Origin of the sequence: Limnospira indica PCC 8005 (assembly GCF_000973065.1) — a bacterium.
GTDB lineage: Bacteria > Cyanobacteriota > Cyanobacteriia > Cyanobacteriales > Microcoleaceae > Limnospira > Limnospira fusiformis.
On the sequence record NZ_FO818640.1, the window covers coordinates 162,468 to 177,148 of the forward strand.

Sequence of the window (14,681 nt, forward strand, 5' to 3'; positions counted from 1 at the left end):
CGTGTCTTCTAACTCTCCGGTTTTAATCCTCATTGACGGCCATTCCTTGGCTTTTCGCGCTTACTATGCTTTCGGGAAAAGTCGCAGCGGGGGACTGCGAACTTCTACAGGAATTCCTACCAGTGTCTGTTTTGGCTTTCTTCAATCTCTACTGGAAGTTATCGACATCTATAAACCGGAATTAGTGGCGATCGCTTTTGACCGGGCTGAACCCACTTTTCGCCATGAAGCTGATGCTAACTATAAGGCGGATCGCGCCGAAACCCCGGCAGATTTTATTCAGGATATCAATAACCTCCAACAATTATTAGAAGCCTTCCGTATACCGATTTTTTCGGTGGCTGGCTACGAGGCTGATGATGTTTTGGGAACTTTGGCAAATCGGGGAAGCGCCGCCGGATATCAGGTCAAAATTTTATCTGGTGATCAAGACTTATTTCAACTAATTGATGAGCAAAAACAGATTACGGTTTTACATTTAAGCCATGGGAAGGGTAGCAGTCCCCAGGAATTTGCCGCCCCCCAGGTTTATGAAAAATTAAGTATTAAACCAGAACAGGTGGTTGATTATAAAGCACTGTGTGGCGATCAGTCTGATTGTATTCCGGGGGTCCGAGGGATTGGGGAAAAAACGGCGGTTAAATTATTGGCGGAATATGGTTCCTTAGATAGTATTTATGAATCAGTCAATCAAATCAAAGGGGCGATCGCCAATAAACTTAAACAGGGTCAAGAATTGGCTTATCATTCTCAAAACATGGCGACGATTATCTGTGATGTCCCCCTAGATATTAACTGGGAAGATTGCCAACTACAGGGGTTTGATAGCCAGGAAATTATCCCTTTACTACAGCAGTTAGAGTTTCAAGTATTTATTGATAAAATCCATCAGCTTCAATCCCAATTTAAGGGATTAGTTGATGTGGAGATTAACTCAAGTAATTCGGAAGTAAGCTATCCCACAGAGTTGGATAGTTCCGAGGATAGTTCCGAGAATAATGATGATGATGATTTGTGGTTTTTTAGTGCTGAGGATACCGCCTTAGAAACTAAAGCGATCGCCAATTCTATTCATCCTCAAATCATCCAAACTCCCGAAGCCTTAGCCCTATTAGTTAATCGCCTAAAAACCCATACTAACCCGGATAAACCAGTCGCCTGGGATACAGAAACTACATCCTTAGAACCGAGGGATGCGAACTTAGTAGGAATTGGCTGTTGTTGGGGTTCGGAATTATCCGACCTGGCTTATATTCCCCTAAATCATACCCAGGGGGAAATGTTAAATATAGAGGAAGTTTTGCCGGCTTTGCGTCCGATTTTAGAGTCGGAAAACTACCCGAAAACCTTGCAAAATGCCAAATTCGATCGCTTAATCTTACGGAGTCAAGGAATTACCTTAAAAGGGGTAGTTTTTGACACTATGTTAGCCAGTTATGTAATCAATCCTGAATCATCCCACAATTTGACAGATTTATCATTAAGATATTTACCGGATTTAGGAATAGTCGCCCAGAGTTATAGTCAGTTAGTCCCCAAAGGCAAAACTATTGCGGATTTAGATATTAACACCGTCGCCAATTACTGCGGCTTAGATGTTTTTACCACCTTTCAAATCACCCAAAAAATGCAGGATATCCTCAAAGATGTACCACCATTAAATGATTTATTGAGACAGGTAGAACAACCCCTAGAACCGATTTTAGCCGGGATGGAGTTTCAGGGGATTAGGATTGATACAGACTACCTTAATCAACTATCAAAGCAGTTAGGTGAGACCTTGGAAAGTCTCGAAAAAGCATCTCATCAAGCCGCCGGAGAAGTGTTTAACTTAGGGTCGCCCAAACAATTGAGTGAGTTGTTATTTGATCGGCTACAATTAGACCGTAAAAAAAGCCGGAAGACTAAAACCGGATATTCTACAGATGCGACGGTTTTAGAAAAGTTAAAACATGACCATCCCGTGATTAATTATATCCTGGAATATCGGACGTTATCCAAATTAAAATCTACCTATGTGGATGCTTTACCCGAGTTGGTGCGAAGTGATACGGGTCGCATTCATACAGACTTTAATCAGGCGATTACATCAACAGGTCGTCTGTCTTCTTCCCACCCGAATTTACAGAATATACCTATCCGCACGGAGTTTTCTCGCCAAATTAGAAAAGCATTTATTCCTGAGTCTGGCTGGCTGTTAGTGTCGGCGGATTATTCTCAAATTGAGTTACGGATTTTAGCGCATTTAAGCCAGGAAAAGATGTTAATAGAGGCTTATAATACTAATCAAGATGTACATAGTTTGACCGCTCAATTGCTGTTTGATAAGGATGAAATTACAGCGGATGAAAGGCGCTTAGGAAAGATTATAAATTTTGGGGTTATTTATGGTATGGGTTCCCAAAGATTTGCGCGGGAAGTGGGGGTAAGTGCTACGGCTGGCAAACAGTTTATTGATAGGTTTAACTCTCAATATCCGGGAGTGTTTGAGTATTTGGAATCGCAAAAGTTGGCGGCTATTAATCAGGGTTATGTGGAAACTATTTTAGGGAGGCGGCGCTATTTTGAAAGTTTAAAAGGACGCGATCGCGATCGCCTTAACTACCAAGATGAACAAATGTTACGCGCCGCCGCTAATGCACCTATTCAGGGTTCAAGTGCTGATATTATTAAAATAGCGATGATTAAACTGGCTGAAATTCTCAAAAACTACCAAGCCAGACTATTATTACAAGTTCACGATGAACTGGTCTTTGAGGTTCCCTTATCAGAATGGGAGGAACTCCAACATCAAATTAAATCCACCATGGAAAATTGTCTATTTTTATCAGTTCCGTTGGTGGTAGATATTCACGCCGGGACAAATTGGATGGAAGCCAAATAATGGAGAATTGACAATTCTGGAAATTCTCTAATGTAGCTTGCATTAGTGCTTGAGTTTGACCGGAAACGGTAAATAATAGGGCTTCCCGATAAACCCGCGAGGCGGGATGATCAATTAAATTAGCCGCGCCGCTGGATACTGTCACCGCAGCATGGGCGCATTTTACGGCTAAAGCGATCGCCTTTCCTCGTAACTGTACCTGTTCAGAAAAGCTATAATTCCCGTCGGTAATTGCTGCCAATATTTCCCCCCGACAGCCTCCCAACTCTTCTGTGAGGGACTCCAGCGCCGACTCAATAAAAGCAAATTGTTTTTGCTCAAAAACCCTCTCAACAATGTCTAAACCCGCCCTAGCGCATCCCAGAGCGAAAAAACTGGGCTGTAATATAGAACAAGACAGAACACTTAGGACGTATAATGGAGAGGACGAGATGACTAAGAAGACCAAAAATGCCAGCCCCCTATAGTTACGACCTCAGACAAAAAGTTATTGATGCCATTGAACTAGACGGTATGCCCAAAACAGAAGCCAGTCAAGTTTTCCATGTCAGCCGGAACACCATTAATCTCTGGCTGCAAAGAAAAGCACAGACCGGAGACTTCCTCCCTAAACCTCATCACCGACCTGGCAATAACCACAAAATTACCGACTGGCAAAAATTCAAGGCTTTTGCCCAAGAGCATGGCGACAAAACAGCAGCTCAAATGGCTGAACTTTGGGATGACGACATCTCTCCTCGCACCATATCCAGAGCCTTGAAGAAAATTGGCTTCACCAGAAAAAAAAACTTACGGCTACCAAGAACGTGATGAGCAACAGCGAGAGGAGTTTATGGCTCAGATTGAACAGATGGAGCCGGAAGAAGTGGTCTACCTCGATGAAGCCGCCATGAATAGTCAGGACTCGGATTACCCTTATGGTTACTGCGAGGAAGGAAAACGCTTCCATGCACTCAAATCAGGGAAGAGGCAGGGCAGGGTAAGCTATATAGCCGCATGGTGTCATCAACAACTCTTAGCTCCCTTTAGCTTTGAGGGTTGTTGTAATCGGACAGTGTTTGAGTTGTGGTTGGAGTTCATCTTAATTCCAACATTGAAGCCAGGTCAGACTCTAGTATTGGACAATGCAACGTTTCATAAAGGGGGACGGATTGCTGAACTGGTGGAGGCAGCTCAATGCCGTTTACTCTATCTTCCGCCTTATTCGCCAGACCTCAACAAGATAGAGAAATGTTGGTCGTGGCTGAAAGCCCGTATTCGCCACTGCACGTGAGCAGTTTGATTCTCTCCATGATGCCATGGATTCCGTTCTCAAAGCTGCGTCCTAACCACCTTGACTAATGCTATACCTTCTTTAGATCATTCTCGTGTATCCACCCCACAGGCTGTATAGACACCGGTTAGAACGGCTATAACCCCTATTGTACCGTCACTTTAATGCACTCAATGCCGATCGCACATTCAGGAGTTAGTGTAAAATGAGTGCAAGTACAAACAGTACACATAGTGGTACATATCAAGGCTTTGAAGATATTCTTGAGTTTTTCAACCTATCCCGCAAACAATGTCCCAAAGGTGTCAGGATTAAGCGTAACCGGGGGACAATTCAGCTAGACATCACTACTGACCCGGAGACGGGAGGGCGTAAGCAGCGAGGATGTAATTGTCAGTTCACTTCTGAGGGTATCCGTAAGGCCGTTGATAAGGCCTGGTTAGTTCATAAATCCCTTGACGGACAATTTCAGTCGGTGTCTGAATGGCTGGACTGGTACAAGGCTACTATCCTTGATGAAAACAAAACCCCTTTGGAAAACGACTTAATCACCTATCGCCAAGTGTTTAAAGAGATGGAAGATGATTACTTTAATGGGGTACACAAGAACACTAAACGGAAACGTTCCCGCAATATAGTTAGTGACCAAAGTTCATTCAATTGTTGCTTTTTAGATGTATTTAACAAAGTGACAGATTGGGATGCTTACGTCACCTGGGAGGGTATCAAGGAAGCGCTATATAGCCCGTTAAAGAATGGTGATAGTCCGGTAGGTAGTAAAACCTTTAAGGATAGATACTACCGACTAAAACAAGTGGCGGAACGTGCTGGTTGTAAAAAAGCACTAGAGAAACTAGAAAAAATTGACTCAACTCAGACGGTGTTTATGAAATTTCAAAGTGTAGATTTGGATACCCTACTAAACCTACTAGACAAGGAACGCAACACTGATTATCGTACCGTTACAGACAATAATGCGCGTGATGGTTGGTGCTGGGTATCGGCAATGTGTGCTTTATATGGATTGAGACCATCAGAGATTGCAGCAGGACAAAACTTAACCAAGGATATCACGGTTGACGGCATAACGTTCCCCGCAATAAGTGACTCCAATAACATTGAGTTAGTGTTAGTGATTGGTGAGTTTACTTACTTTGGGGGAAGCACTAAAACAGGTCAACGGTTAGCTATCCCAATGTCAAAAGACAATGCTTTGATTGACCGTCTTGGGATTCATAACGTTTGTTTGCCTATTACAACATCTAAAGACCCTAATAGTTTTAACAATAACCATAGGTTATGGCTTAAAAATCACAATTGGGGATTTACCCAAGCCTACGCTTTCCGACATCTTGGAAATCAACTGGGAGAGATGAACGGGATACCACAGGAAATTAGGGCACGCTCATTTGGTCACAGTGTGGCAATTAATGACAGCAAGTACAAAAAACGCCGCAACCTTGCCACAGAGCTAGGTATCCTGACACGACATCAAAAACAACCATTGCCACTAGAGATGGGGAAACAAATCCTGATTAATATTGGCATTAATCCAGACCTACCAGAGGTTAAGGCAATTATCAGAGCTCTTTACCAGCTTGATGATTAATCCCCAATAAACCCACAACACAATACCCTCTAGGCTAAATACCTAGGGGGTTTCATTTTACACTAACTCCTGAATGTGCGATCGCTTTTGAGTGCATTAGAGTGACGGTAGAATAGGAGTTATAGCCTTTAAACCAGGTTCAAATCCCGCCAGAGCCATTTTACTTAAACCCTTATTCTAGCCGGGATAACCGGGAAACACTTAACCCGATAGTCGTACCGTTACACTTAATATGCACTCCATTCAGTCTTAGCACACGGGACGATTAGTGCATATCTCTTAGCAACAAAACTTAATTATTGACGGGTTAATCAATAAGCACAACTTAATCAATCTGTCAAATAGCTACATCACCCCCCAACCAGACACCGATAGGTTAACTCCCTTGTGATACCCGTCAATGGCAAGCCTATCGGTTCGTACCTCACCATTGACTGCTATCACGTCGGTCGTTTCCCCAAAGAGTGTTTGTTCCGGTTGGGGGGAGGATATGTTTCAAAATCAACCACGATAGCCGTAGGTAGCCGTAGGGGGGAACCCGCTAGGGAATCAACGTACAAAGATATCAGACCGCCTTTCCGTGGACTAGACCTATAGGGGAAACTATGTGCGATCGCCGTAGTGATTGTCTATGGGGTCAAACCATGATTATTACTGGGGGGATTCTTGGGAGTGCGATCGCAAAATCTAAATCATCTCCTACCGGATCCAACCCGATACCCCTAAACAACTTTTCAACTGGTGACAATTACCGAGATGGGAATCGATACCCACATAATCCTTAGCAAGTCTCTAGTCTTTGGTGGTAATCACCCCGTGCGGAAACCGATACCAACATAATCAGTTCACCCCCAAAATCTTAGCCGTAGGTTGTAGGTAAAGCTATCTGTTGGGGGTAACTTAGTTCTGGGTAATATCTGGACATGATAGGGTAGGCATTCATATAAATCATTTACACTCCTGTACTGCAGGAGTGTAACGGGGTAGGCTCAATGATTTTTTAACATTCTACACTCCTGTAATACAGGAGTGTATTCAAAAAATACATAGACACCCCCTACAGTCAGAAACCATAGGGGGTCATTAAGTTATTGGGGTAGCTGTTAGGCGTTAGGGCTTACGCCAACTTGGGGTTGCACCGATAAAACATAGCTATAGCAGCCTGTTGAATCTTCTCATTGGTAGTCTGGTCAGATTTTCCGATATAGATATGGTGGTTGATTTTACCGTCCCAACCTTTCAGATTCCAGTATGCAAAGCCATTGATTGACGTTTTTTTGCAAGCTGTAAACCTTTTGCCGTTTAACTCAACCGAAAATGACTTGTTTTTTCTCAGGTAGTTAAACCACTCAGGCGTATCTAGTTCTACACAAGTTCCACCATAACCCAGCAGAAAATTGCTGAAATTTCCAGTATGTAGGCTGATTACTGGCAATAACTTAGGCATTGAAGTCACCCCCCATAAAGATATCGCTACTGTAACCATTGCCACTAAAGTCGGGCATAAATGATGCTGGCTGAATAACTGTCTCTTGAGACGATACCCACTTTTCTTGTACCGCCATAAAATCAACAGCGGCGTTATGGGCGATTTCGGCTAATTTCACCCTGGTATCTTGGTTAGCGTAGGGGATATCTCGTGACATCATTTGGGCGTAAATATCACGTGCTAATTCCGCGATAACCATCAACCTTGCTTGTTCTTCGTTCATGATATGGTTTTATCCTCTTAGTGTGTTGTTTGCCGTAGTTTACCGTCATTGCGGACGAATATTTATTGAACTTTATCCATTAAGTGTTTCGTGTAATTCAGCTCCTTAATCAGCAATTGTCTTTTGAGTTCAGTGATGGTTAATTCTGTTTCACAGTCGTCTAGTATTGACTTTAATGTTGCCAAACCCTCTTCTTTGTTGCTGTTGTAAACTAGACTATCTACCATAGTCTTAAACTTTACAAACATTTGATTATTGATATCTGTCATCATTTTTGTTCTCCTAGGTCAATGAACTAATTGGAAGTCAAATGATTTGCTTCCACAGGTTTTTACCGTTAACATTAATCATGTTATAACCTCTGTTTTTCATTAAATTGGTTAATTCATTTACAGTAACCCGTGAATCTAAATAACCATCATTTTTAGCGGTTTCTATGGCTATTTTTAGCATTTTAGGGTCAATATCTGTCACCGCTTCAATTAACTCAGGACAACCTGCCTTTATCGCTTGCTCATTTTGTTTAGTTTTATTCTCAATACTTTGAGTGATAAAGCTATCTAAAAATTGTTCTGTACCGCTAGATACTGTAAATATTTTATCTTCTGCTAACTCCCAGTAATGGTTAAATACTTTGATTGAATTATCCATTGATGATTTATATATCATTGAATGTGTAGCGATTACATCAATGGATAATCTGTAGTTAGCTATATCTTGTTTCCTTTTTTGTAGTCCTCTTTTGGTTTGAGCATAATTAGTGCAATTATTCATATCTCTCCAAAACATTTCTAAGCGAGATGATATCTTACCAAGATTTATATCCTCAATATCCGAAAGTTCTGACAATTCAAATTGATTACCTGCATATTCTTCACTTGTCATTGATTGTCGTTTTTTAAACCACATAGGAAACATACGGCGTTTTAATTCATTAAGTTCCCAAAACGTCCATAAAGGATGTATTGAATTAATTACTTTTAAAGCGAAAGCATTAAAAATCATGTTTTGACCGGGTGTTTGACTACTAATTGTTATTCGGCTATTTTTCCTGTTGAAGACTTTAAACAGTGAGAGCATATTTTCATTTTCAATTAATAAATTGGGGGTGATATCTTCCCAGACCAATAAAAAATTACGTTCAAACTCACTCCGTAATGGGTCGTAATATCTCTCTTGTTGTATCTTGTTTCTCAATGAAGCAAATGTGCTGTTAGCTAACACTGTGTCGGCGTTATATAGTGAAGCCGCAATAGTAGCTATCTGGCTTTTACCCGTTCCACTAGACCCCCAAAGAAACAGGCACCCAGCGGTTGACATTAGCGTGACAGGTGAGCAAATAAAGCTAGTAATAATTGGGAATTGAACATCCGGATAGGGTAGGATAGCACAAGCTCTACATATTGACTCTATTTGTTCACCCAATGCACCATCAACGATTATTTCCTCTAATTCATCTGCCAATGAGTCGCGTATTAGCCTATAATCTAAATAGTCCTCAGACATGGTAGTGACCTCTTAATATGTTGGCTTGCTGTATGGTAGTCATCCCCCCCAATATTGGGGGGGGATTTTTGTGGTAATTAGCTGAGTTTCATTAACTCAAGTAACGCGATTAGGGTATCAGCGTCCAATTTTTTAACCTTGCTGTATAGGCTATCAAAATCAGGCTCACAATCAAGAATTTTTGCTGTAGACTCAACCCGTTCTTCCCAGGTTTTATATTTAGCCTTACCGCCAAAGCTACCATTTTTTTTACTAGTTTTTGATTCAACAAAATCAATAGCTTCTTGTACAGTGTACCCGGCAACAGTGGACTCAAAGGTATCTAATCCTGTGCTGTATTCGAGGATAAATCGTGCTAAATCATGCTTATTCTTGGCTAATTCAAAATCATTTGAATCAGTGGTATTATCTAATTCAAGGAGTCGCTCGGCTACCCGTGTGGCTGATTGTCCTAGATTTACAGTTCCGGTAAACATCATTTTACCGTTTGTCAGCATAGCGTCACTTTCGACTAAATGCAGTAACGCTAATTCAACCGAAGTAGGCTTGTATTCCCGTTTTTTCCCTTGATATTCACTAGAGTACTCAGCAATACAAAAGCGTACTGCGATTAATTGCTCTTCAAATTTCCACGACCTATCATTGAAGTTCTGGAAATCACCACTTAATCCATAGCCAATAAGCCACAGGTGAGGCGATTGTACAACAAACATAGCGCTAGTGATTTCCAAATATATTCCAGATTCTCCCGGTTTAACCGCGCTACAGAATGCGAATTTATCGTCATCTTTTTTACCGTAATATCCAATACTCATGATTACTCTTCCTCAGTTAATTGTTGATTGTTGATTGTGTTAGGTGATTCGATTCTGGCTGCAATTTGGCGACAAGCAGCCCAAAACAGTGGATTGCCAGATAAATAGACTCGAAGTCTTGACTCCTTAACAAGTTTAACTAAGTGAGTTTGCTTGATAAGTCTAATAATTGCAGAGCCTTGATAATCACCACGTGGTCTGTAACTACCCATTACCTGATAGGTAATATTCTTTACTTCAGGTGTTTTGTGTTCCTCAATATGTGTCAGAATTTGATAAGCCACAATGATTGCAGTTTTATCAAATTCATGCGGATTGTAGTGAGTTTGCACAAGTTCACCATTGAGGCTAAATATGCCTTTATAGTGTAGATTTCTCACGGTTGATGTTCTCCTATTAACTTAAATTCTTGTGCTTTCAGATGTCGTTGGAACTCATCGATATTCATTAAATAAATACCTTGCCAGCGATAAGACCTGTTCCGAGTGACAAACCAAATATCTTCAATCATTCCGGGATTAAGGTAATGAAGCAATTGCATCTTGAGTTTAAAATCAGGTGTTAGCGTTCCCTTTACTTCGATGTATTGGTTGAAAACTGGACTATAAAAGTCAGGTTTCCAAGTAATTGGTCGCCAAGGTTTCTTACCATCAATCAAAGTTAATCGGGGGTGTATTGATAGGTTGTCATCATACTTTTTGAGTAGGTGATAAACCTTGCTCTCTAATGTTGACCCAAAGTAATACCCGTCGTAGTATTGTCCTTTGGCATGATACTTGTTAATCATCATTTATCTCCCCAAAATAAGTTTCATTATCTGGCTCTCTATCGCCGCCAGATTCAGCTTGATAAATGTTCCATTTCGCTCGATAATATTCGAGTGCCTCGTTGAGAATTTCCTCAATTTTATCTGGGTGTAATGGAATTAATTTTTTAATCATTTCTCCCAGACAATAAGCCAGAAATTCTTTATCAAACTTAACGGCTGTTAATTGCCATTGAAGTTGTCCTCTTCCTGCATAGTTAGGAACCTTTATAGCAAACGACATTCCCACATACATCAACGGGTCAAGTTTAATATTCCTGAGATTTAACCGCACTTCTTTCCAGTGCTTTGATATCATGGTGATAGTCCTCGATGTTTGGTGTATTGGCTACCTTTTTACGGGTAGCCTTTTCTATTTCCCAATTAGACTGCTGTAATTAGACTGTTAGGGATTAACCTTGAAGCCCGGCTGAAAATGGGTCAGGGTCAGGCAATGATTCGGGCATATCAGGGTCAACATGATTATCGGAGAGATTCAAAAAGTGACCCTCCAAGGCAGCGATATCGTCAGCAATAGCACCAGAAACTTTACGTGGTATCTTGACACCACCACCAAGTTTAATCAGAGTTAGAATAGCTTTAATGCTATTCTTTAACGCGATAATCTCAGAGTAGGTTAATTCCAGATTAAAGTCCTTTTCGTCCGTTACAGATGCAAACACCAACTTTTCTTTTAATGTGTAGATAGGTGATGTTTTGGGATATGGCAGATAAGGAACTACCTGGTCAAGAAATCCGGCAAAGTTGCTGAACCTTTTTAAGATTGCCAGATATTCACTAGGTGAGAGTCCATGTGTATCCTTGGTTTTTACGCTGTCTTTGTCAAGCTGGTAAATAGCGGTATTTTGGTCTACTAATGTATTTTGGTTTTTACGCATCTGTCAGTGATTTTCAACTCATGGACAAAATCATTTTTCCAAAATACGATTGAGTTATTGAGTTGGAAATCACTGTTTTTGATATTTTTTGTTGTTGATGATGATTATTTTTAATCTAATTAATACTTATAAATACATAAGAAACATATAAGCCCAAAAAAATAAAAGAATTATTGACTTGATACCATAATTGTGAAATGTTTAAATTATCGCCACATACAACTCAAACAAAAGACCACTATTTTTTTATATAGTGGTCAATTCTCTTTGTCTACTTTTTGATGCTGATTTATTTTTTCACACTCTTATTGCCTTCGCTGCTAACAGGAGCATCAGCGAAAAGTTCACCCTGTACTTGGTTTGGTGCTTCACTTCTCTCAACAGTTAATTCACCCAGGTTAGCTAGGGCAAGCCCATCGCTGCTAGGAATTCTGAACATACTGTTATAGGTTCTTAATGATGCTGGCTTGATAGTAAAATAGTGAGCAAATACATATAACAAGCCACTAACAGAAACGATAGGAGGTGCTTTAATACTGATAAATCTCAGTATTTTTTCGCCTACCCGTGTTTGGGTGTATTTACGCCACTAGCCAGGATTAACCGGAGCCTCAACAAAGAAGCGGGTGTATTCAGACTTCTTGTATGCTCTTACTCGAGTTCCTCTTAGGATATTACGTCTGTTAGCATTAGGCGTGGAAGTATTGCTAACAGGTGGTCTCCAAATGGTTAATTCCCTAACATTGGCTGGCTCATTAGTTACTGAACTTCCACTTAAAATGTGGAGTAAAAGCATAGGCATAGGTACGCCTATTTTTGAAGTTGCATCCACTGGAACTTCAACTACTAAACTTCTGCCTAGGTGTGGACCCTTGGCTGTTGCTAAGTTTGCTATCCAATCATCTTTGTATTTGTTCCATGCGTCAGCTAAAGGCATGATATCAGTTTCCTTTTTTCTAAATTGTCTAAATCAGGGTAGGTAAAACGATGATATTAGCGCCTACCCGATATCCATTAATCAACAAATAGCTCTGTAGCTATTACATCAATACTGCCGTCAGTAGGGTCTAAAACATCGTCTGTTGGAATTGACAATGAAACAGTTACGAGACCTGTAGCCATATTTCGGGTATAAGCAGTGACTACGGTTGCACCATCAGGATTATTACTTGCAGTAGATTGCATTCGTTGGGTTGGCTCAATAATTTCAAGTAATTGGTTTTCCAGTGTCGCAGCGCCTAGCGTTTTCTTAGTAGCCATAATCTCACCTTGATTTTATTCAATACCTAGACTATAGCAGTGTATTTGCTGATTGTGGCTGCTATGGTTCTTTCAACAGAAGCTACATATATGTAGCAGCTTTTGAGTTAAACGCGACGGTACGCTACCAATACCAACATTACGCTAACTACCAGTTTAACCATGTCTAAGTATGTTGGTAATCTCTTTCATCGTGGATGATAGTTAGTGACTGATATGACTCAATGATTAGGTTGTAGTTGGGGGTTGATTTCCAGTTTTTCACTCTAACGATGTCCTCGTAGCTTTCCGTATGACATTATCAACCCAACTAGGTTTTCTCTGGAAATGTAGAGGAATTTTGACTTTGGTTTTTCTAGGGTCCTGATACATCGCCAAGACACTACCTTCACCTAAGTCGATTTTAGCTTGTTCAAATTTATCAATTAATTCCCAGTTAAGTATTTTCACTTCACTGATATACATTTTGCTCTCTTTAATTCTTTTCGCATTTTCCCTACCGCCAAAACCTTTTCTTTCCTCGAAGGTAATAGGATACACGATTTTAGCGTCAGTTAAATCAACTAATTGTTTACAGATATTTTCTGCCTCATTTTGACTAGATTCATTCATAAAAAACGCAAATCTTCTGCCATTACTCATAGTACAAGTAACCTTAATATTCCCTTTAGTAAAGGCTGATTTACTGGGTTGAGTAAATATCCTTTGTCACCTATCCCATGTAATTTTATCCCTACTAACCGACGGTAACTCTATTTGAGTTTTTGGCAGTGTTGACCGCCTATCTTTAGTCCAGTACGGTGGTTTTTCGTAGTTGTACAAAACAAAGGTTAACTGTATTTTAAGATTAGCTGATGTACTGATTTCCTGAAAATCACCTGACCCTACAAATTGACCTATATCCCTATTCCCTAGTATTTCAGTTTGAGCTAATGTACTCGCAACATTTTCCTGTAAATTTCTCAAAGATGACACAAGTCTGAATCTTTCTCCACCAGTCTCTACCACAGCGTTAACTAATTGTTGTTGTCTATTTTGTTCTATTCTTTGTAGTGCAATATACTCATCCAAACCTTGAGCGACTAACACAATAGCCTCTTTACAGTTATCGCTAAACTCATCCCAGAACTCCTCGGAACTGTCTTGGTTCCAAATAGTGTTTATATTACCATCATATTTTTCTGGTAATTTCTCTCTAGCTTCCCTTCTTTGTTTCCCAAAACTCCATTCTTCACCTTTCTCATCACCCCATTTTTCGATTGTTGATTGACCACCGGGAATCATTCCAGTAATAGACCTTGCTAGTGTTGTTGGGCTTTTTGTTAAAAACATTTTAACAACCCGTCTACCGTGTTTAAATAACGTCCATGCTATTGCTTTCATAGCCATATTAAATGACTGTTTAACGTATGAGCCGAATGCTGTAGATACCTCCATAAGCATTTCAGGTCCCTTGCTTAATGCTACGTGCATAGCAGCCGCTTTATTGATAAAAGCGAGACCTGCTACTGGTAAAACACCGCATACTAATTTCCCAGCCATATTACCTAAGAACCCAGCCGTGGTGGTTATAAATTGTCCGGCAATATTTTGGATGTTTTTATCAATATCGCTATCGCTAATATTCCAATTAAAATTCCAGAAAGAATCCCAATTAGAGGTAATAAATCTCGCTACTTTCTCAAAGCTAAAGTTAGATAAAAACTTAGTAATTCCTTCCCACAGCCAACCTCCAAAACTTTTGCCCCATTCAACAACTTTACCAGTAACTTTAGCCCATAATTTGCCAAACCAACCTACTTCTTGGGTAGATGTTCTTTGGGCTAAATTAACTTGTCTAACGCCATTTCTACCTATACTGCTACGGGTTTGACGACTAGACAAGCTACGAGTACTCCTTAGCATTCTTGCACTTCTG

At 40.4% G+C, this 14,681-nt stretch carries 16 protein-coding genes and 1 pseudogene; 3 read left to right on the plus strand and 14 right to left on the minus strand.

The annotated features are described in order from the left end of the window. Window position 1 precedes the first annotated feature (1 nt). On the plus strand, window positions 2-2,884 hold the full coding sequence (gene polA, locus XZ46_RS00720) for a DNA polymerase I (protein ID WP_046321847.1): 2,883 nt from the start codon (window positions 2-4) through the stop codon (window positions 2,882-2,884). On the opposite strand, the gene XZ46_RS27815 is transcribed toward polA, so the two are convergent. Next, window positions 2,796-3,332, minus strand: coding sequence for a hypothetical protein (locus tag XZ46_RS27815; protein ID WP_006668631.1), 537 nt, complete (start codon window positions 3,330-3,332; stop codon window positions 2,796-2,798). The two genes, polA and XZ46_RS27815, sit on opposite strands and share 89 nt — an antisense overlap. A gap of 2 nt (window positions 3,333-3,334) precedes the next feature. Here XZ46_RS27815 and XZ46_RS31275 point away from each other — a divergent pair. Then, a pseudogene (locus XZ46_RS31275) lies at window positions 3,335-4,212 on the plus strand (IS630-like element ISAtsp1 family transposase). A gap of 150 nt (window positions 4,213-4,362) precedes the next feature. Beyond that, entirely contained in the window at window positions 4,363-5,766 is a 1,404-nt protein-coding gene (locus XZ46_RS00735) for a site-specific integrase (protein WP_008051788.1), read from the plus strand. A 1,117-nt stretch (window positions 5,767-6,883) separates the two neighbouring features. On the opposite strand, the gene XZ46_RS00740 is transcribed toward XZ46_RS00735, so the two are convergent. The 13 genes from XZ46_RS00740 to XZ46_RS35770 all read right to left on the minus strand — a co-directional run bounded on the left by XZ46_RS00740 (window position 6,884) and on the right by XZ46_RS35770 (window position 14,647). Beyond that, a complete protein-coding gene (locus tag XZ46_RS00740; RefSeq protein WP_006622135.1) occupies window positions 6,884-7,213 on the minus strand; it encodes a hypothetical protein in 330 nt (109 codons plus the stop codon). Further along, window positions 7,206-7,478: a hypothetical protein gene (locus tag XZ46_RS00745; protein ID WP_006622134.1), complete on the minus strand. Its 273-nt coding sequence runs from the start codon at window positions 7,476-7,478 to the stop codon at window positions 7,206-7,208. The genes XZ46_RS00740 and XZ46_RS00745 overlap by 8 nt, the downstream gene beginning before the upstream one ends. 62 nt (window positions 7,479-7,540) lie before the next feature. Beyond that, window positions 7,541-7,750, minus strand: coding sequence for a hypothetical protein (locus XZ46_RS00750; RefSeq protein WP_008050914.1), 210 nt, complete (start codon window positions 7,748-7,750; stop codon window positions 7,541-7,543). Between the two features lie 34 nt (window positions 7,751-7,784). Further along, window positions 7,785-8,984, minus strand: coding sequence for a P-loop NTPase family protein (locus tag XZ46_RS00755; protein ID WP_048894875.1), 1,200 nt, complete (start codon window positions 8,982-8,984; stop codon window positions 7,785-7,787). Window positions 8,985-9,061: 77 nt separating this feature from the next. Further along, window positions 9,062-9,799, minus strand: a complete 738-nt coding sequence (locus XZ46_RS00760; RefSeq protein WP_048894876.1) for a hypothetical protein — start codon at window positions 9,797-9,799, stop codon at window positions 9,062-9,064. A gap of 2 nt (window positions 9,800-9,801) precedes the next feature. Next, complete coding sequence (locus tag XZ46_RS00765) at window positions 9,802-10,179, minus strand: hypothetical protein (protein WP_006622127.1); 378 nt, start codon at window positions 10,177-10,179, stop codon at window positions 9,802-9,804. Next, on the minus strand, window positions 10,176-10,589 hold the full coding sequence (locus XZ46_RS00770; protein WP_039932457.1) for a DUF1064 domain-containing protein: 414 nt from the start codon (window positions 10,587-10,589) through the stop codon (window positions 10,176-10,178). The genes XZ46_RS00765 and XZ46_RS00770 overlap by 4 nt, the downstream gene beginning before the upstream one ends. Then, a complete protein-coding gene (locus XZ46_RS00775) occupies window positions 10,579-10,923 on the minus strand; it encodes a hypothetical protein (RefSeq protein WP_006668638.1) in 345 nt (114 codons plus the stop codon). The genes XZ46_RS00770 and XZ46_RS00775 overlap by 11 nt, the downstream gene beginning before the upstream one ends. Before the next feature lie 94 nt (window positions 10,924-11,017). Next, entirely contained in the window at window positions 11,018-11,503 is a 486-nt protein-coding gene (locus XZ46_RS00780; RefSeq protein WP_006622124.1) for a hypothetical protein, read from the minus strand. 589 nt (window positions 11,504-12,092) lie between these two features. Next, window positions 12,093-12,440: a hypothetical protein gene (locus XZ46_RS36160; RefSeq protein WP_006668232.1), complete on the minus strand. Its 348-nt coding sequence runs from the start codon at window positions 12,438-12,440 to the stop codon at window positions 12,093-12,095. A gap of 77 nt (window positions 12,441-12,517) precedes the next feature. Continuing rightward, entirely contained in the window at window positions 12,518-12,763 is a 246-nt protein-coding gene (locus XZ46_RS00790) for a hypothetical protein (RefSeq protein ID WP_006622122.1), read from the minus strand. 261 nt (window positions 12,764-13,024) lie between these two features. Then, complete coding sequence (locus tag XZ46_RS00795) at window positions 13,025-13,375, minus strand: hypothetical protein (RefSeq protein WP_228116336.1); 351 nt, start codon at window positions 13,373-13,375, stop codon at window positions 13,025-13,027. A 96-nt stretch (window positions 13,376-13,471) separates the two neighbouring features. Then, window positions 13,472-14,647 (minus strand): hypothetical protein, encoded by a 1,176-nt coding sequence (locus XZ46_RS35770; protein ID WP_228116443.1) that lies wholly within the window; start codon window positions 14,645-14,647, stop codon window positions 13,472-13,474. Window positions 14,648-14,681: the final 34 nt, after the last annotated feature.

What these genes read in the sequence shown, in the direction of transcription:
- XZ46_RS00735 (WP_008051788.1), top strand. Translation starts at nt 4,363, where the DNA reads ATGAGTGCAAGTACAAACAGTACACATAGTGGTACATATCAAGGCTTT.
- XZ46_RS00740 (WP_006622135.1), bottom strand. Translation starts at nt 7,213, where the DNA reads ATGCCTAAGTTATTGCCAGTAATCAGCCTACATACTGGAAATTTCAGC.
- XZ46_RS00745 (WP_006622134.1), bottom strand. Translation starts at nt 7,478, where the DNA reads ATGAACGAAGAACAAGCAAGGTTGATGGTTATCGCGGAATTAGCACGT.
- XZ46_RS00750 (WP_008050914.1), bottom strand. Translation starts at nt 7,750, where the DNA reads ATGATGACAGATATCAATAATCAAATGTTTGTAAAGTTTAAGACTATG.
- XZ46_RS00755 (WP_048894875.1), bottom strand. Translation starts at nt 8,984, where the DNA reads ATGTCTGAGGACTATTTAGATTATAGGCTAATACGCGACTCATTGGCA.
- XZ46_RS00760 (WP_048894876.1), bottom strand. Translation starts at nt 9,799, where the DNA reads ATGAGTATTGGATATTACGGTAAAAAAGATGACGATAAATTCGCATTC.
- XZ46_RS00770 (WP_039932457.1), bottom strand. Translation starts at nt 10,589, where the DNA reads ATGATGATTAACAAGTATCATGCCAAAGGACAATACTACGACGGGTAT.
- XZ46_RS00775 (WP_006668638.1), bottom strand. Translation starts at nt 10,923, where the DNA reads ATGATATCAAAGCACTGGAAAGAAGTGCGGTTAAATCTCAGGAATATT.
- XZ46_RS00780 (WP_006622124.1), bottom strand. Translation starts at nt 11,503, where the DNA reads ATGCGTAAAAACCAAAATACATTAGTAGACCAAAATACCGCTATTTAC.
- XZ46_RS36160 (WP_006668232.1), bottom strand. Translation starts at nt 12,440, where the DNA reads ATGCCTTTAGCTGACGCATGGAACAAATACAAAGATGATTGGATAGCA.
- XZ46_RS00790 (WP_006622122.1), bottom strand. Translation starts at nt 12,763, where the DNA reads ATGGCTACTAAGAAAACGCTAGGCGCTGCGACACTGGAAAACCAATTA.
- XZ46_RS00795 (WP_228116336.1), bottom strand. Translation starts at nt 13,375, where the DNA reads ATGAATGAATCTAGTCAAAATGAGGCAGAAAATATCTGTAAACAATTA.